We start from the raw sequence: 18,451 nt of genomic DNA, 5'->3' as shown, positions 1-18,451 counted from the left end.
TTATATCACTTATATGGTTTAAATCTTTTACATCACAAAATAGTGGTATGTCCATTCGACACAATAGATTACGATTCCGATAAGTCCGCCAACGAGAGTTCCGTTGATTCTGATATATTGCAGATCTTTCCCGATTTCGAGTTCTAATTTTTCAGAAACCTCTTTACCATCCCAACTTTTTACTGTTGAAGAAATTAAATCTCCAATCACTTTTTTATTGTTTAGAAGAATCGAAAGCAAATCGTTTTTGATGAAATTATTGATCTTATCAATCATTATCGGATCTTCTTTTATTCCGTTTCCGAAGCCTTGAATTAAGCCTGAAATATTTTTCTTAATCGAAGATTCCTCACCTTTTTCTAAATCATTGGTAATTGACAATTTGATTTCGTCCCAAATTCCGTTGATATAATCCTGAACTTCTTTTTTTCCGGCAAAACTCAGAATCATATTATTGATTTTGATTCTCATTTCTTCAGAGTTTTTCACTTTATCCAGAAAGTCATAAACATATTCGTCAATCTTAATTCTAATTGCACTTCCGGGATGTTTAGCTTCATTTAAAAAATCAGCCAATCCATTAAAAACACCTTCTGTAATACTTTTATCGGCTAAGCCAAAACTCAAAAACGGCGTTGATTCTTTTACTTTTTTCCGAATCAAATCTTTGTTATTAGTAAGTTCCGTACTCATCACATTCAGAAGATTAGTCAGCAATTCGTCTTTTACATTTCCTTTTTGTAAAGGTTCTAAAGCAAGCGCAACCCATTCTCCAAAATTAATTCCTTCGAGTTTTTCCTTAAATTGAATTTGAATAAAACGCTTTATATCTTCATCTTTTATGGTTTTTAAAACTCCTGGAATAATATTTACAGTAACCAAATTGGCAATTTTATTGGAATTTTCGTCAAGCGAAAGCCATTCTGAAGCTTTTGTCGCAAAGTTGAATTCTTCTATTTTAACTTCCAGTTTTTCGCGATTTAGAAATTCTTCCGAAACAAAATTTCCCAAATTTTCACCAATCTCATTTTTCTTAGTCGGAATAATAGCCGTGTGCCAAATTGGAATTCCCAACGGATGACGAAACAAAGCCACAACTGCAAACCAATCGGCAATTCCACCAACCATCGCCGCTTCGCTAAAAGCCTGCAACATTGGGATTTTAAAATAAATAGCAATTATAAATAAAAGAACTGCAACACCTAAAAGTGATAAAGCATTCCCTTTCATTTTATTTAAAGCTTTCTTTTTGGATATATTTTCTTGATCTATAGACGTTTCCATAATTATAGTAGTTTAACTATTACTAATTTACGGCTTTTCTGTCAAATATTCAGTTTATGAGATTTTGAGTTGAATTTAAAGACAATGAAGCTCAATTTTCAAGTTCAATCCAATTAGTGAAAATTCTTGAAATTCGTGGCGAAAATTTTTAAATTCATCAACCTGAAAAAATAATATTAAAATCGTACTTTTGCGAACTGAAAATCTGAAAAATATGATTATCCAAAAAAGTAGAGAGGAAATTGAATTAATGCGCGAAAGTGCTTTGATCGTATCGAAAACATTAGGAATGATTGCTTCTGAAATCAAAGAAGGAGTTACCACATTATACCTTGACAAATTAGCTGAGGAATTTATCCGTGATCACGGTGCGGTTCCTAGTTTCTTGGGATTGTATGATTTTCCGAATTCACTTTGTATGAGTCCAAACTCTCAGGTTGTACACGGAATCCCGAATAATACTCCATTGCAAAGTGGTGATGTTATTTCGGTAGATTGTGGTGCATTCAAAAATGGATATCACGGTGATCATGCTTATAGTTTTGAAATTGGAGAAGTTGCTCCTGAAGTTAAAAAACTTCTACAAGTAACTAAAGAATCTCTTTATGTAGGAATTAGAGAATTTAAAGCTGGAAATCGCGTTGAAGATGTTGGAAACGCAATTCAAAAATATACTGAATCTCACGGTTACGGAGTTGTTCGCGAATTGGTTGGTCATGGTTTAGGGCAAAAAATGCACGAAGAACCAGAAATGCCAAACTACGGAAAACGTGGTCGCGGTAAACTTTTTGTTGAAGGAATGGTTGTCGCAATTGAGCCAATGATCAATATGGGAACCAGAAATATCAAACAACATAAAGACGGCTGGACTATTACAACTGCAGACGGAAAAGCAAGTGCACATTTCGAACACGACGTGGCTCTAATTGATGGAAAACCGGAATTATTATCGACTTTTCAATACATCTATAAAGCTCTTGGAATCGAAAGCAACGAAGAAGACGAATTCAGAAAAGTGCCGTTAGTTCTATAATATAAAATTCAACCCCGAATAAAACCCTGTGAAAAAACTTTTCAAACTCGTACTTAATACAATTCCTCGTCCATTATTAATTCGTTTGAGTTATGTTGCCCGACCGATTTTGGCACTTTCTTTAAAAGGAAGTAAATATACTGATCCTATTGATGGGAAAAGTTTTAGATCATTTTTGCCTTACGGATACGGAAAACAACGTAATAATGTGCTTTCGCCAAGTACACTTTCTCTGGAAAGACACCGTTTGCTTTGGTTGTATTTAAACGATCAGACTGATTTTTTTACAGCACCAAAAAAAGTACTTCATTTTGCTCCGGAACAAGCTTTTTACAAAAGATTCCGTAAGCAGAAAAATCTGGATTATACTACAACTGATTTATTTTCGCCTTTGGCAGATGTAAAAGCAGACATTTGTAATTTGCCTTTCAAAGACAATGAATACGATGTTATTTTATGCAATCACGTTTTAGAACATATTCCGGATGATACAAAAGCGATGCGTGAATTATATCGCGTTTTAAAACCAGGCGGAATGGCGATTCTACAAATTCCACAGGATTTATCCCGTGTGGTAACTTTTGCAGATGATACTATTACAGATCAAAAAGAACGCGCCAAAATTTTTGGACAATACGATCACGTTCGTATTTATGGTCGCGATTATTTTGATAAATTAAGAAGCATCGGTTTTATCGTAATCGAAGAAGATTATACTAATAAAATTTCTCCTGAATTAGTAGAAAAATATTGTTTGGCAAAAGGCGAAATTATTCCGCTTTGTTTTAAACAGGAAAACTAATTCTTTCACCATATAAGTGATACAATTTCATTTAAAAGAGTTTTCAAATTATTGATATTTTGAAAACTCTTTATTTTTTTTGCCCAATCTCTAAATTATAAGCCAACCAAATCCCTAAACTTTGAAACCTACACAATCATTTCAGTTTTGCTTTGACATCAGTTTTGAAAAAAACCTGAATGTATATATCCCAACAGCTTACATCATTGAAAATACCGAGGATATTAAATATCTAGAAAAAAAAGCGAGTGCAGATGTACTCGAAAGTTTTGGAGTTCTTTTTGAAAATTTAGATTCCAATACAAAAAAAATACTGACGGCTTGCGACTCTTTAAAACCTGATTTTATTTTCAAGAAATTCAGCGCCAAAATCAAATCGGCTAAAACAATTGCTGATTTACAAAAAGATTCCAAAATTGAATTTGCGATTCGTCAGCATTTAAAATTTAACTTAGAATCCTTTTACAATCTAATTGTAAAAGAACAATTTCCGTTCTCTGCTAATATGAGTGCCGAAAAGGATTTTTATCGTTGGAGAGTTGACACAAATCCGTTAGAATTTGAACCTCAAATTCAATTTGATAAACATGCTGAAGGCATCACGTATACTTTATCTTTAAAAGAAGACGAAACCACATTTCTACCAATGGATAAAAATGTCGATATTCTTTTGGATGAACCAGGCTGGTTGATTATCGATAAAAAATTAGGACATTTGAAAGAACTTAATGCTAAAAAACTTTCGCCTTTTTTAAAGAAAAAATCAATCGAAATACCTTCAAAATTAGTTGACAATTATTTTAAGAATTTCATTCCTGAAATAGCCAAAAAAATCGATATTGAAGCGACTGGTTTTGAAATTGAAAGTCGTGACAAAATCATTTCGTGCACGATTCAGCCTGTTTATGATTTCTTTAAAAACTGTTATTACCTCAACCTTTATTTTGAGTATAACGGCTATTTATTTGACGCCAGTAAAACAAAAAAAACACATTCATTTGTCGATTTCAGCATTCTAAATGAGCCTAAAATAATTCAGTTTAAACGAAGTTCTGATGAAATTTTATATACAGATAAATTACTGGAAATTGGTTTAATAAAAATCAAAAACGAATTATTCGGATTGAATTCAGATACTGAAATTCACGATCCTTATTCTAATATTCAATTTGTTATTGATCACAAAGAAGAGTTGGAAAATTCAGGGTTTATAATCCAAAATCTGAAACTGGAAAGCAAAGAAATCATTACAGAAAATCATACGGTTACAACTTCAAAAGGAGAAACAAAAGAAGATTGGTTTGATATTAAAATCATCATTTCTATTGGAAATTATACCATCAATTTTAGCGAAATTATTCCAAATATAAAAAGCAAAGAAAGATTATTTTTATTGCCTGACGGAAACTATTTTTTGATTCCTTTAGAATGGCTCAGCAAATATAGTTCGCTTGCAAAATTAGCCAAAACAGAAAATGGGAATCTACTTTTACGCAAATCTAATTTTGCGGCTTTAGATGCGATTCCGGAAATCAAAGACGATGTAAATCCAATTCAGGAAGCCAAATACACTTCTTCTGATTTGCTAAAAGCGACTTTAAGACCTTATCAAATTGATGGCGTAAAATGGCTTTTAGGTCATTTCAACTCAAATTTAGGCGCTTGTCTCGCAGATGATATGGGACTTGGTAAAACATTACAAACTCTGGCGGTTTTAGTCGCAGTACAAGAACAATTAGGTTTTACAACTAAAACGACCAATTTTGATTTGTTTGCAAATGAAACTACTATCGAAAGAGAACCTATGAAAACTCTGATTGTTTTACCGTCTTCATTGGTTTTTAACTGGTATAATGAAGCTGCAAAATTTACACCGCATTTTTCACGAATGCAATACGTAGGTAATGATAGAAAGTTGCTGGCGAGTAGATTAGATTCATCAGATTTAATTTTTACAAGTTATAGTATTATTCATCGTGATATTTCAATTTTAGAAAAATACAATTTCCGTTATTTGATTTTAGACGAAAGTCAATATATTAAAAACAGGGATTCTAAGATTTTTAAAGCCATTAATAAAATAAACACCAATCATAAAATTGCTTTAAGTGGTACGCCTATCGAAAACTCACTGGACGATTTATGGTCGCAAATGCAATTTATAAATCCGGATATTTTGGGAAGTTATAATTTCTTTGCTGAAAATTTTAAAATCCCAATTGAGAAAAAACAAGACGAGAATAGTTTATCTGAATTAAAGAATCTTATTCAGCCTTATATTTTAAGGCGAACCAAAGAACAGGTTTTAAAGGATTTACCAGAATTGACTGAACAGATTTATTATTGCGATATGGATCCTGAACAGGAAAAATTATACGAGAAAGAGAAATCAAAAGCTCGTAATTTTCTATTAAAAACAGATGGTTCAGGTCCTGATAAAATTAGCATTATCAATACTTTGATGAAGTTAAGACAATTGAGTAATCATCCAAAAATGGTAGATCAGGAATCTGAAATTGATTCTGGAAAATATATTGCAGTCACAAATTATCTGGAAACTTTAGTAAAAGAGAAACAAAAAACGATCATTTTTAGCTCTTTTGTTACCAATTTGAGTTTCTATACGGATTGGTGTAAAGAAAATAAAATAGGATTTTGCGAAATTACAGGTGAAACTCCCGCCAAGAAAAGAGAGCAACAAGTCAATTTATTTCAGGAAAAAGAAGAACCTTTATTGTTTTTTATTTCGCTAAAAGCTGGTGGAGTTGGATTGAATATTACCAAAGCTTCTTATGTTTTGTTCCTCGATCCGTGGTGGAATCCTTTTGCTGAAAAGCAAGGTGTTGGTAGAGCGCACAGAATTGGGCAACTTAACAAAGTAAACGTTGTTAGGTTCATTTCTAAAAATACGGTGGAAGAAAAAATTATCAAATTACAGGAAAACAAAAAGCTTCTATCTGATTCACTTTTAGAAGAAAGTTACATTAATGATGAAATCGAAGTTAATTTAGAATACATTTTGGGTTCTTAATAACTTGTTTTCAAAACCAATAGATTGGCATCATATTCGTTATATAAAATTGTTATATTTACAATCTTACAACGTAATAAGATGCCAAAATTTTTATTTAGAAATCTCCTCTTACTTTTCATTTTTGCTTCGGCGACAGCTCAAGAAGTACAAACAGAAGTAGTTCCTCCTTATAATATCAAAACCGTTTCATTTGTTCAGAATGGTAATAATGTTGTTCCTATATTTCAATTAGGCGATACATTTCAATTTCAATTTGATGATTTATTTGGCAATGAAGCCAATTATTATTTTGAAGTCGTGCATTGTGATTACAACTGGATTCCAACTGATATTCCAAAAACGGATTATATAAGTGGTTTCGATAATCAACGAATTACAGATTATGTAAATTCATTCAACACGCTTCAGGTTTATTCTCATTATCGACTTCCTTTTCCAAATCAGTTTACAAGTCAGTTGCGTATTTCAGGAAACTATATTCTGAAGATTCTTAACGAAGACAGAGAAGTTGTTTTTTCGAGAAAATTCATTTTGTACGAAGATCATTCTACCGTTACGGCTCACGTAAAAAGAAGCCGCGATGTTACTAATATAGATTATAAACAAAACTTGGATTTTGCAGTTTTATCAAATGATATTGTATTTCAGACTCCATTGCAAAACGTAAAAATTCTTTTATTACAAAACGGAAATTTCAATACTGCTATAAAAAATATTCCTCCACAATACACAATCGGAAATCAACTGGTGTATAAATATAATAAGGAAACTCAATTTTGGGGCGGAAATGAGTTCTTGTATTTTGAGAACAAAGACATTCGCGCAGGAAGTAATAATGTTGCAAGAGTTGGTGCGAATAATGACATATACAACTCATATTTGTACACAAATTTAGCGCGTGCCAATCAGATTTATACTTTAAATCAGGATGTAAATGGGAATTTTGTTGTGAAAAATATAAATGCTTCGAATAATGAAATTGAAGCTGATTATGCCTGGGTTTATTTTAGTCTTTCTGCTCCCCTTTTTAGATCTTCAACCAAAGACATTTATATTACAGGAATGTTTAATAATTACAGCCTTTCGCCAGAATACAAAATGGACTATAATGCAGAAAAAGGACTTTTTGAAAAAGCCGTTATGATTAAGCAGGGTTTTACTAATTTTCAATACACAATTGCAGATAAAAAAGGTGTCATTGACAATGAAAATGCTATTGATGGAAATTTTTATCAAACCGAGAATGAGTACACCATATTAGTTTATTACAAAGAAACGTCTGATCGCTATCAAAGAGTTATCGGAAAAGGAAATGCAAACTCAATAAACATCATAAATTAAAACATTGTTCATCATTCATTAAAACATTGTTAAGGTTTCGGGCGGAATGATTTTTTTTTGTAGATTTGCACATATAACGCACACATATATACTACTTTAGTATGGTTTCTCAAATTACAAGAGGCATAAAAATATCTGTTTTGACTAGTTTTGAAGGTACTTACTTCAAAAACTACAAGATTCATTTTGCCTTTAGTTATGTCGTTACAATCGAAAATCACAGTAAAGATTCTGTTCAGTTAACGTCTCGTCACTGGGAAATTTTTGACTCTCTAAATGATTTAGAAGTTGTTGACGGAGAAGGCGTTATTGGAAAAAAACCTGTTTTAAAACCGGGAGAAAATCACACTTATAGCTCTGGTTGCTTACTATCATCGCCTTATGGCGCTATGAAAGGTCATTTTAATATGATCAATTTTACTACTACAAAAACATTCAAAGTTATTGTTCCTACTTTTAGAATGTGTGCTCCGTTTGCTTTAAATTAATTTACATTAACTTCAATTACTTCTTCTTTTGTAATGGCGTAGACTTTGTCATTTTCTGTTGGAATTAAGTATGAATTGCCGGTAAATTCTCCAAACGAAGGAAAAATCAATTGCTTCGGTTTTCTAAAAAAACAAGACAAACTTAAAAATTGCCTTCCTAATCCTTTTAATTTTATTCCGGGATGAAGATGTCCGCAAAAATTAAAAAGATTTTCTTCTTCTGTTGGATAATGCGTCAGTAAAAAATTATCGATTATCAATTCACTGTAAATTTCAATATTCAAATCAGCGTAAAATTCTTTAGAAATAATATCATGATTTCCTTCAACCAAAATAATCTTTTGCGAATGTTGTTGGGTCCATTCTACAAATAAATCCCATTCGTTATTGATTTTACTGTGAAATAAATCTCCTAAGAAAACAATCGTTTCGGCATTGAACAATTCTAAAACGGCGTTTAAACGGGTAAAATTTTCAAAAATAGCATCTTTCGGAATTCCGATTCCGTGTTTTCTAAAATGCGCAACTTTTCCTAAATGCACATCAGAAATTAAAAGAATCTTCTTTTCTTCCCAAAATACAGCTCCGGATTGATGCAATGTAAATATTTGATTATTGATGACTATTTTCATATTTCTTTTTAGACTTTCATATAACTTGCAGTCATTTTTTTGATTCTTTCCTGCAAAGTTTCGCTAGACAATTTTTCTCTTAATCGATCTGTAATTATAGGAAAACTGAATGGCGTTGGTTTTTTGCATTGTTTCCATACAATTGTCTGGCTGTTAATTCGTTCTAATGCCTGAAGCAAACGACCTTCTTCCAATTGATGTTCAAATGTTTCTATATAAGCTTGTTGCAATAATAGATTATCAGGTTCATAATCTCTAAAAACTTCAAAAAGCAATTGCGAACCACTTTGCAAATGTTTCGTTTTAACAGGTTTTCCCGGCATTCCTGTAAAAACTAATCCGGCAATTACAGCAATATCTCTGAATTTTCTTCGAGCCATTTCGGTCGAATTTAAGCTTTTTTGCAAATCATGATGAATATATTCTGATGAAAATAAGTCATTATCAAAAACTGCCTGCATATCAATTTCCTGATCCGAAAGTAATTCAAATCCGTAATCATTATACGCCAGAGAAAAAGTAATTGGCGAAAGCAAACTAATGCGATACGAAAGTATACTGGCCAAAGCTTCATGCACAAACCGACCTTCGAAAGGATAAAATACGGCATGAAATCCTTCTCTGGTTTTAAAGGTTTCTATTAAAAATTCGTTGGTATCAGGAACAATGCTTTCTTTGCGTTGTCGATCAAAAATAGGTTTTAAGGCTTTTAATTCCGGAGTTAAATTATCTGTATTTGCAGCATATAATTCTTCCCGAAGCAATTCGCTCATTTGCACAGACAAAGCCATACGACCGCCCATCCAACTTACTACTTTTGAAGCTTTTTTAGGATCGGCTTTTCGAACCAAAACCTGCATGTTTTTAACACGGAAAAGTTCAAGTCTTTTTCCGGCAAAAGTAAAAACATCGCCGGGTTTTAATTTTGAGGCAAACCATTCTTCAATAGAACCAATATAGCCTCCGCTTAAAAACTTAACGTTCAAAGATGCATCGCCCACGATTGTCCCAATTTGCATTCGATGATGCATGGCAATTAATCTACTATTGATTTTAAAACGTCCGTCTTCTTCAATCTCCACTTTTTTGAATTCGTCGTACGCTTGTAAACTCTGACTTCCGTTGGTAATGAAATTCAGAATCCAGTTCCAGTTTTCCTTTGTGATATTTTGATAGCAGAATGTTTGTCTCACTTCTTCAAAAATTTCATCAGGAAAAAATCCGTCAGAAACTGCCAAAGTATTTAGATATTGTACCAAAACATCCCAACTGTTTAGATACGGAATTCGGTCTTCGACAATCGTTTTTTCAACTGCTTTTTTAAGCGCCGACGCTTCTATAAGTTCAATTGCATGCGTTGCAAGAAAATAAATAACACTTTCTTTTCCGGGTTGATGACCGCTTCGTCCTGCTCTTTGCAGAAAACGCGCCACACCTTTTGGTCCGCCAACCTGAATAATGGTTTCAACAGGCGCAAAATCAACTCCCAAATCTAAACTCGAAGTACAAACTACTACCTTTAAATCTTCGTTTCTAATCGCATTTTCAACCCACAAACGCGTTTCTCGACTAATACTTCCGTGATGCATGGCCATATCGCCGGCAAATTCTGGATATTTTTCTAATATGGCTTGAAACCACATTTCGCAAGCCGATCGAACATTGGTAAAAATTAAAGTGGTTTTACTCTTTCTTATAATTTTAGCAACCTCATCAATTAAGTGTAATCCCATATGTCCGCGCCACGGATAACTGTCCATTTTCTCGGGCAATATCGAAAGTACTTTTATCTTTTTATTGATATTCGCTTTTATTAAAACCGAATTTTGATACGCTTCAGAATTTAATCCTAGTAAAACTTGTTGCGCTAATTCGAGATTTCCTATTGTTGCTGAAATTCCCCAAATACGCATTTTTGGCGCTACGGTTTTTAATCTGGACAAAGCAAGTTCCATTTGTACGCCGCGTTTTGTACCTAATAATTCATGCCATTCGTCAACTACAATCGCAGAACAATTGGCAAAGGTTTTGGCGAATTCTTTTGATGCTAAAAGCAATTGTAAACTTTCTGGAGTTGTTATTAGTAAATCCGGCATTTTTTTGCTTTGCTTTACTCTTTCGCTTTGCGAAGTATCTCCCGACCGAATTCCAACGGTCATTTGCGTATCTAAATCTTGAACAATTCTTTCAGCAGCTTGTTTTATTTCAACCGAAAGTGCGCGCAAGGGCGTAATCCAGATTGCTTTTAATCCAGGTTTGTGCTTCGTTTTATAATCGGGATTTTTTTTAATATAATCGAGAACGATCGGAAACCATAAGGCATAGGTTTTCCCACTTCCGGTTGGAGCGTTTAACAAACCGTTTTTACCTTGTAGAAAAGCAGTCCAGGTCTGAGTTTGAAAAGGAAATGCTTTCCAACCCTGATCGTGAAACCAGTTTTCTGCAATGGTATATAGTTCGTCTCTGTTCATTTTTTTATAAGGTTCAAAGTTGCAAAGGCTCAGAGGGACAAAGTTTAGCTGTTTTCTAAAGTTTTTTCTTTGAAACTTTGTTGCTTTGTCCCTTTGAACCTTTCATGAAATCATATTTTTTAAATCTTCTATAGAATTAGCTTCGTCTATTTTTTTGTCTTGTCTCCATCTTAAAATTCTCGGAAATCGTGTTGCAATGCCACTTTTGTGTCTTTTTGAAAGTGCAATGCCTTCAAAACCAATTTCGAAAACCAATTGTGGTGTTACGCTTCTTACGGGACCAAATCTTTCTAAAGTATTCTTCTTTATAAAATCATCAACTTTTCTGAATTCGGCATCGGTTAAACCGGAATATGCTTTCGCGAAAGTGACGAGTTCTCGTTCGCCTTTTTCATTGGTTTGCCAAAGTGCAAAAGTATAATCGGTAAAAAGATTCGAACGTCGTCCGTGACCTCGCATAGCATAAGTTAAAACAGCATCAATTACAAGTGGTTCTATTTTCCATTTCCACCAATCGCCTTTTTTTCTTCCTACCTGATAAGCTGAATTGTTGCGCTTTATCATCAAACCTTCACTTTTCATTTCGCGGGCACGCATTCTTTCGTTCGTTACATCTTCCCAGGAATGGAGCAAAATTCTTTCTGATAACTGAAAATGAGCCGTTTTATCTTTTATCGAATTGTATAATTGTTCTAATAACAATCGGCGCTCTACATAAGGTAAATTCCGAATATCTTTCCCTTCCCATTCCAGAATATCATACGCTTTTAAAATTACGGGAACTTTTTCTAACAAAGATGCAGAAATAGTTTTACGACCAATTCTGGCTTGTAAATCATTAAAGGTTCCTATTTCACCTTCAGGAAAAGCCAGAATCTCAGCATCGATAACGGTTCCATTTGGAATAATTCCCACTAAAGATTTAAACTCAGGATATTTATCCGTTACTAATTCTTCTCCTCTCGACCAAACATAAATTTCGCTTTCGCGGATGATGGTTTGTGACCTAATTCCGTCCCATTTATGTTCTACTGACCAATCTTCGGGATTTCCTAAATTTTCTACTTCGCCTTCAATTGGATATGCCAAATAAAACGGATACGGTTTTGATAGATAATCGCTGCTTTTTTCATCCAAAATTAATTCCTGAAAAGTAATAGTGTTCGGATCCCAGTTTCCCATTAATTTATAAGCCAAAGTATCTTCATCCACATTTTCTGCTTTTGATAAGGCGCGCGTCATTAATTTTTGGCTTACGCCGATTCTTAAACTTCCGGTAATTAATTTGGTAAAAACAAAGCGTTCGTAATAATTAAGCGCTAACCAATTTTCATGTAAATATTCTTTTTTCTCAGGATCTGATTTCTTTTTTAAAGCGATAATTTCCTGTAGATATTCAGTTAAACTTTTATCCGAATGTTCTTTTGTAGTTGGAATAATCAAAGCAATGGTTTCGGCCAAATCTCCCACAATATGATAACTTTCTTCAAAAAGCCATAACGGAATATTCGCTAACTCATTTGCCCAAATTCTTAATAAAGTAGTATTGACAGGTCTTGGCGGACGTCGATGTGATAAAATTGCAATTGTCCATACTTTATCTTCCGGCGATGCATTTTTAAAATACGTCGTCAGAGCATCTACTTTTACGTTCGTTTTATTCGAACTGTCAAGGGTTTTTATGAGTTGGGCAAAGTTTTTCATTGACGTATATTATTTTAAACTCGTTCCGCATAATTGTTAAACACATAGAAACATAGGTTTAAAATTGAAAAAGAAGATGTTTTAAAAAATCTAGATTTTCACACATAGCTATGTTTGTTTAAACAAATGAAATGCCTTTAACCACAAAGAAAAACTATGTTTCTATGTGTTAATTTCTTTCCAATTAATTTTTAGAAATAATCGAATTTTCATTTTGATCAGCTTCTTTTTCTTCTTCTTTTTCCATTTCTGCCGTTTCGCCTTCGTATTGTGTTTTTTCGGTTCTGGCATCGTAACCTAATTCTCTCAGATATTTTGAGAAAATATCGGTATAACCATGCGTACAGATTATTTTTTCTGCACCTGTTGCTTTTATGCTATTTAATAAAGAATACCAATCGCAATGATCGCTCAAAACAAAACCTTTGTCAATCGCACGTCTTCGTCTTGCACCTCGAAACGCCATCCAGCCACTTGCGGAACCAGTTACAAAAGGCGTCATTTTTCTGATCCAGATACTTCCGTGCGCGCTTGGTGGAGCGAGAACGATATTCCCTAATAAATCTTCTTTTTTGGTTTCTCGCGTTACTAAAGTTGTTGGCGGAAAATCAACCATAGGACGTAAAACATTCGTCATATTTTCGATCGCGCCGTGTGTATAGATCGTTCCGATATTAGTATCTAAATATTTTAAAAGTCGTTGTGCTTTTCCTAAAGAATATCCAAAGAGAATTGAGGTTTTGCCTTCGGATTTATTTTCTGCCCACCAATTATTGATCTCTGTAATTACTTCAGCTTGGGGCGTCCAATTAAAAGCGGGTAACCCAAAAGTACATTCGGTTATAAACGTATCGCATTTTACGACTTCATACGGAGTTGAAATTCCGTCGTCTTCGGTTTTATAATCTCCGGTAAAAACCCAGACTTCTCCTTTATGCTCTACCCGAACTTGAGAACTTCCTATAATATGTCCGGCGGGATGCAGGGAAAATTTTACATTGTTAATGACAAAGGTTTCTCCCCATTTTTTTCCGCTTACGTTTATTTCGCCTAAGCGATGTCGAATGATTGGAATATTGCTGTAATGTGTAATATAATTTTGATTTCCCCAGCGCGAATGATCGGCGTGACCGTGCGTGATTATGGCATTTTTTACAGGTTTCCACGGGTCGAGATAAACATCGGCCTGCTCGCAATAAATACCTTTATCGTTAAAAGCTAAAAGTGGGATTTTCATACTATTACATTTAAGAAATTCTTTCGGAATAACCTCAAATTTAATTATTTACACTGCCATTTATTTTACACCTTAACGGGATTAGTTTATTTAATTACAACTTTTTAATAATGTATTGTGATATAATCAAATTATCATTTGTACTTTTGTGTAAAATTAAATAATTCGTAATTTTAAAATATTTTATCCCATGTTAAAAGGATTCTTTCATGTACCAAAAGCGGTAAACGAGCCTGTTAAAGGATACGCACCTAACTCACCAGAAAAAGCAGCTGTTCAGGCAGCTTATACCACAATGTGGAATTCTAAAATTGACGTTCCGTTATATATTGGGAGCGAAGAAATCAGAACTGGAAATACAAGAACAATGTCAGCTCCACACGATCACAAACATATCGTAGGAACTTATCATTTAGCTGAAAAACAACATATCGAAAAAGCAATTGCTAATGCACTTGAATCAAGAAAAGCATGGGCAAACATGGCGTGGGAACAACGTGCTGCTATTTTCTTAAAAGCTGCTGAACTTATTGCAGGTCCATACAGAGCTCGTATTAACGCAGCTACAATGATTGGACAATCTAAAAATATTCACCAGGCAGAAATTGATGCTTCTTGTGAATTAATTGACTTTTTACGTTACAACGTAGAATTCATGACTCAAATTTATAACGATCAGCCAAAATCAGATTCTTCTGTTTGGAATCGTTTAGAATACAGACCTCTTGAAGGTTTTGTTTATGCTATTACTCCTTTTAACTTTACTGCTATTGCTGCAAACCTTCCTGCAAGTGCTGCAATGATGGGTAACGTTGTAATCTGGAAACCAAGTGATAGCCAGGTTTTCTCTACACAAATTATCATCGAAGTTTTCAAAGAAGCTGGTGTTCCTGATGGAGTTATCAATGTTGTTTTTGGAGATGCTTTAATGATTACTGATACAGTTTTGGCAAGTCGTGATTTTGCTGGAGTTCACTTTACAGGATCAACTCACGTATTTAAAGATATCTGGGCTAAAATTGGTGCAAATATTCACAATTACAAAACATACCCAAGAATCGTTGGAGAAACTGGTGGTAAAGATTTTATCATTGCACACCCAAGCGCTAACGTAAAACAAGTGACTACAGGAATTACTCGTGGTGCATTTGAATTTCAAGGGCAAAAATGTTCTGCAGCTTCAAGAGCTTATATTCCGCAAAGTTTATGGCCAGCTGTAAAAGAACAATTAATTGCTGATGTAAAATCAATGAAAATGGGTTCTCCGGAAGATTTCGGAAACTTCATTACAGCAGTTATTCACGAAGGTTCTTTTGATAAATTAGCAAGTTATATCGACCAGGCTAAAAAAGATGCTGATGCTGAAATCATCGTTGGAGGAAATTACGATAAATCAGTTGGATACTTTATTGAGCCAACAGTTATTGTAACTACAAACCCAAAATATACTACAATGGAAACCGAATTATTCGGACCAGTTATTACTATTTATGTTTATGAAGATGCAAAATGGGAAGAAACTTTAGAATTAGTTGATACTACTTCTGAGTATGCTTTGACAGGAGCTGTATTTAGCCAGGATCGTTATGCTATTGAAGTAGCAACTACGAAATTGCAAAATGCTGCAGGTAACTTCTACATCAATGATAAACCAACAGGAGCTGTTGTAGGAATGCAACCTTTTGGTGGAGCAAGAGCTTCAGGAACTAACGATAAAGCAGGTTCTGCATTGAACTTATTACGTTGGGCTTCTCCTAGAACTATCAAAGAAACTTTTGTAACTCCAGAAGATTACAGATACCCGTTCTTAGGTTAATTTTTGTTTCAGGTTTAAAGTTTCAAGTTTGAAACTTTGTCAATATAAAAAGCCGAATCTTTTCATTAAGATTCGGCTTTTGCTTTTATAATATTATGTTTATAATGTAGTCATTAAACTTTCAAGCATTTTGAGGATTTTTTCTTCTTTAAAATCTACAATTTAAAACTTGAAATAGTATGAAAACTATCTGCTTCTTTATTTTTTTCTCCTTCGAAAGTATCATAGTTTACGACTAACAGTTTTCCTTTATAAACAATAGTCTCACAAGGATTATCTAATTGTCCGTCAGAACCGTCAGCATTATCATTTTCCCAAATCAATGAAATAGTATTGTTATCTAAATTCAGTTGATGAACGCTATTATTTTCATAATTGGCTATAAAAATGGAGTTTCTTTTTTCATCATAAAAAAAGCCATCACAACATTTTAATTTATCCGAATCAAAAACAACCTTTTTAGATTTCACTTTTCCATCCGAAAAAAATTCCATTTTAGTAATTACTCCATCACCAAAATTTCCCGCATATAAGTTTCCTTTTTTATCAAAAGCAATTCCATCAATTCCAATTGTTCTTTTAGTAACTTCAGGTTTTAAGGTAAAAGTTGCAATCAGGTAATCTTTCTTATTTGATGAATTCAGAACGATATTTTTCTTGTTTAATTCTTCTAATGAAAAACTATAAATTCCGCTTTCTCTTCTGTTTTCAAACAAAGCATCTGTTATATAAATTCTGTTTTTCGACCATCTTACCGCTTCTCCAAAATTAAATCCTTCAGCTAAAACCTCAGCATTTACAGGTTTTCCATCTTTTACATTAATTCGAATTAATCTCGAGAAATTCTCATTTCGGGTAAAAAACTGATTATCCATTATGTATAAATTACCATCAGGTCCAAAGTCCATTCCCATTGGGTGTACTTTTTTTGTAACGGGATGCAATGGCAATTTATCAAACCATGTTACAGGTTTGTCATTTTCATCGAAGGTCAGGATTTTACTGCCGTACTTTTCAAATGAAATTGCGTTTGTAATCGACAGAAACAAATTTCCCTTTTTGTCCAACGCCATTCCGTCTGGAGTTTGACACGTTTCACCTAAGTCTGCAAACAAAGTAGGTTTGATTACTTTAGAAGTTTCGCTGTATTTAATTTCTTGTTTGTTTTCTTGTGAGAATAAATTTGAAGTACTCATTAAAATCAGAATACCAATTGTGCATTTAGTTATTTTTTTCATTTTGTTTTAGGTTAGTTTATTATTTAAAAGAAATTTTATTTTAACATTTCGCTTAGAAGCGCCACCAATACAAGGATAAGTTTGATCATAATTGTTTTTTAAGCGAATATAATTGCAAGAAGTTCTGAGAATTACGGACGCAATTGAAAAGGCCGTTTTAGCAAACAAATAATGAATATTTCATTTTTACTGTGTTCGTATGCTGAAACGCTGTTTTTGAAAGCAAAAACTCATTATTTATAGCAACAAACAATGCTTAATTTTATATTTTGCTATCTTGCTCTCAATTAAATATTCTATGAATTTCATCCAAAAAATTGATATAAAAAGAGTCGTCCTTCATTGTTTCTATTGGATTTTCTTTTTATTCTTTTATTATTCGAATAAATCTGACAACGAAGATTCTTATGCTTTTCTATTTATTTATTCCTGGAAAATTTTAGGACAAGCATCCGTTGGCTATGGTTTGATTTATTGGATTATTCCTCAGACACTAAATAAAAAGAAATATTTACTTTTTATAGTTTCTGCTTTGGGTTGGCTCTATTTCGTTTTTGCCCTTTTAATGATTTTAAAATTTTATTATCTCGAACCAAAATTCCCAGGTTTCTTTGATGACTGGCTTGGACATAAAATGACTGTACCAGAAAGATTAACTTCGGTTAAATTAATTCTAAGAGAATTTTCGTTTATCACATATCCGGTTATTATTTTAGGTTTTATAAGTTTTAACCGTAAACAACAGCGCCTTTTAAAACTGGAAGAAGAAAAAAAATCAATGGAACTGAAGATTCTAAAGAATCAACTGAATCCACATTTTCTCTTTAATACATTGAATAATCTATATACTTTAACCTTAAAAAAAGATGAAAAAGCGCCTGAAGTAATCGCTAAATTATCTGAAATTCTGGATTTTGTATTGTATCGCTGTAACGAAGATTATGTTTCTATCGAAAAAGAAATCACTTTGATAGAAAATTATATTGCATTGGAAAAACTCCGCTACAGCGAAAACAGATTAGACATTTTATTTACTAAAGACATTGAGTATAATCATAAAATTTCGCCTTTAATTGTATTAACTTTTATAGAAAATGCATTTAAACACGGCGTCATAAATGAAACCGAAAAAGCAAAAATAAGATTGCATCTGGAGAGTAAAAAAGAACAAATCGTTTTTAGCATTGAAAACACAAAACCTAAAAATGATTTTGGAAAGATCTCTGATAAATCTAAAATTGGTTTGGACAATGTTCGTAAACAATTGGATTTATTATATCCTAAAAAACATCAATTAGAAATTGAAGAAACTCAGAATAATTATACTGTAAAGCTTTATCTTACTCTTTAAACTAAAACCACTATCTAATT

13 protein-coding genes are annotated in these 18,451 nt (G+C 33.1%); 7 read left to right on the top strand and 6 right to left on the bottom strand.

Annotation, left to right across the window (positions count from 1 at the left end):
• Positions 1–27: 27 nt before the first annotated feature.
• Positions 28–1,284, bottom strand: a complete 1,257-nt coding sequence (locus CLU81_RS16810) for a DUF445 domain-containing protein (RefSeq protein ID WP_099710864.1) — start codon at positions 1,282–1,284, stop codon at positions 28–30.
• Between the two features lie 214 nt (positions 1,285–1,498).
• On the opposite strand from CLU81_RS16810, the gene map reads away from it, so the two are divergent.
• The 5 genes from map to apaG all read left to right on the top strand — a co-directional run bounded on the left by map (position 1,499) and on the right by apaG (position 7,982).
• Entirely contained in the window at positions 1,499–2,317 is an 819-nt protein-coding gene (map, locus tag CLU81_RS16805) for a type I methionyl aminopeptidase (protein WP_099710863.1), read from the top strand.
• A 28-nt stretch (positions 2,318–2,345) separates the two neighbouring features.
• Positions 2,346–3,119 carry a class I SAM-dependent methyltransferase gene (locus CLU81_RS16800; protein WP_099710862.1) on the top strand — a complete coding sequence of 258 codons (774 nt, stop codon included), beginning with the start codon at positions 2,346–2,348 and terminating at the stop codon, positions 3,117–3,119.
• Between the two features lie 121 nt (positions 3,120–3,240).
• A complete protein-coding gene (locus CLU81_RS16795; protein ID WP_099710861.1) occupies positions 3,241–6,150 on the top strand; it encodes a DEAD/DEAH box helicase in 2,910 nt (969 codons plus the stop codon).
• Positions 6,151–6,231: 81 nt separating this feature from the next.
• Positions 6,232–7,494 carry a DUF5103 domain-containing protein gene (locus CLU81_RS16790; RefSeq protein WP_099710860.1) on the top strand — a complete coding sequence of 421 codons (1,263 nt, stop codon included), beginning with the start codon at positions 6,232–6,234 and terminating at the stop codon, positions 7,492–7,494.
• A gap of 101 nt (positions 7,495–7,595) precedes the next feature.
• Positions 7,596–7,982: a Co2+/Mg2+ efflux protein ApaG gene (apaG, locus tag CLU81_RS16785; RefSeq protein WP_008467225.1), complete on the top strand. Its 387-nt coding sequence runs from the start codon at positions 7,596–7,598 to the stop codon at positions 7,980–7,982.
• Here the strand turns inward: apaG and pdeM are convergent.
• The 4 genes from pdeM to CLU81_RS16765 form a co-directional block, all read right to left on the bottom strand.
• Positions 7,979–8,614, bottom strand: a complete 636-nt coding sequence (pdeM, locus tag CLU81_RS16780; protein WP_099710859.1) for a ligase-associated DNA damage response endonuclease PdeM — start codon at positions 8,612–8,614, stop codon at positions 7,979–7,981. The two genes, apaG and pdeM, sit on opposite strands and share 4 nt — an antisense overlap.
• Positions 8,615–8,622: 8 nt before the next feature.
• Positions 8,623–11,085, bottom strand: coding sequence for a ligase-associated DNA damage response DEXH box helicase (locus CLU81_RS16775; RefSeq protein ID WP_099710858.1), 2,463 nt, complete (start codon positions 11,083–11,085; stop codon positions 8,623–8,625).
• A gap of 102 nt (positions 11,086–11,187) precedes the next feature.
• Complete coding sequence (locus tag CLU81_RS16770; RefSeq protein WP_099710857.1) at positions 11,188–12,789, bottom strand: ATP-dependent DNA ligase; 1,602 nt, start codon at positions 12,787–12,789, stop codon at positions 11,188–11,190.
• A gap of 184 nt (positions 12,790–12,973) precedes the next feature.
• Positions 12,974–14,026, bottom strand: coding sequence for a ligase-associated DNA damage response exonuclease (locus tag CLU81_RS16765; protein ID WP_099710856.1), 1,053 nt, complete (start codon positions 14,024–14,026; stop codon positions 12,974–12,976).
• 190 nt (positions 14,027–14,216) lie between these two features.
• Between CLU81_RS16765 and pruA the strand changes: the two genes are divergently transcribed.
• Positions 14,217–15,842 carry an L-glutamate gamma-semialdehyde dehydrogenase gene (gene pruA, locus CLU81_RS16760; protein WP_099710855.1) on the top strand — a complete coding sequence of 542 codons (1,626 nt, stop codon included), beginning with the start codon at positions 14,217–14,219 and terminating at the stop codon, positions 15,840–15,842.
• A 155-nt stretch (positions 15,843–15,997) separates the two neighbouring features.
• Here pruA and CLU81_RS16755 read toward each other — a convergent pair whose 3' ends face one another.
• Positions 15,998–17,080 carry a hypothetical protein gene (locus CLU81_RS16755; protein WP_099710854.1) on the bottom strand — a complete coding sequence of 361 codons (1,083 nt, stop codon included), beginning with the start codon at positions 17,078–17,080 and terminating at the stop codon, positions 15,998–16,000.
• 298 nt (positions 17,081–17,378) lie between these two features.
• Between CLU81_RS16755 and CLU81_RS16750 the strand changes: the two genes are divergently transcribed.
• The gene (locus CLU81_RS16750; protein ID WP_099710853.1) at positions 17,379–18,431 is read left to right on the top strand and encodes a sensor histidine kinase; all 1,053 of its coding nucleotides are present in this window, start codon (positions 17,379–17,381) and stop codon (positions 18,429–18,431) included.
• The last annotated feature ends 20 nt before the right edge of the window (positions 18,432–18,451 follow it).

Origin of the sequence: Flavobacterium sp. 9 (assembly GCF_002754195.1) — a bacterium.
Taxonomy (GTDB): domain Bacteria; phylum Bacteroidota; class Bacteroidia; order Flavobacteriales; family Flavobacteriaceae; genus Flavobacterium.
Note: the sequence above shows the minus strand (reverse complement) of the source record. Positions and strands in the feature narration are given on the sequence as shown.

What these genes read in the sequence shown, in the direction of transcription:
- CLU81_RS16765 (WP_099710856.1), bottom strand. Translation starts at nt 14,026, where the DNA reads ATGAAAATCCCACTTTTAGCTTTTAACGATAAAGGTATTTATTGCGAG.
- CLU81_RS16770 (WP_099710857.1), bottom strand. Translation starts at nt 12,789, where the DNA reads ATGAAAAACTTTGCCCAACTCATAAAAACCCTTGACAGTTCGAATAAA.
- pruA (WP_099710855.1), top strand. Translation starts at nt 14,217, where the DNA reads ATGTTAAAAGGATTCTTTCATGTACCAAAAGCGGTAAACGAGCCTGTT.
- CLU81_RS16750 (WP_099710853.1), top strand. Translation starts at nt 17,379, where the DNA reads ATGAATTTCATCCAAAAAATTGATATAAAAAGAGTCGTCCTTCATTGT.
- CLU81_RS16810 (WP_099710864.1), bottom strand. Translation starts at nt 1,284, where the DNA reads ATGGAAACGTCTATAGATCAAGAAAATATATCCAAAAAGAAAGCTTTA.
- apaG (WP_008467225.1), top strand. Translation starts at nt 7,596, where the DNA reads ATGGTTTCTCAAATTACAAGAGGCATAAAAATATCTGTTTTGACTAGT.
- CLU81_RS16790 (WP_099710860.1), top strand. Translation starts at nt 6,232, where the DNA reads ATGCCAAAATTTTTATTTAGAAATCTCCTCTTACTTTTCATTTTTGCT.
- CLU81_RS16775 (WP_099710858.1), bottom strand. Translation starts at nt 11,085, where the DNA reads ATGAACAGAGACGAACTATATACCATTGCAGAAAACTGGTTTCACGAT.
- CLU81_RS16755 (WP_099710854.1), bottom strand. Translation starts at nt 17,080, where the DNA reads ATGAAAAAAATAACTAAATGCACAATTGGTATTCTGATTTTAATGAGT.
- pdeM (WP_099710859.1), bottom strand. Translation starts at nt 8,614, where the DNA reads ATGAAAATAGTCATCAATAATCAAATATTTACATTGCATCAATCCGGA.
- map (WP_099710863.1), top strand. Translation starts at nt 1,499, where the DNA reads ATGATTATCCAAAAAAGTAGAGAGGAAATTGAATTAATGCGCGAAAGT.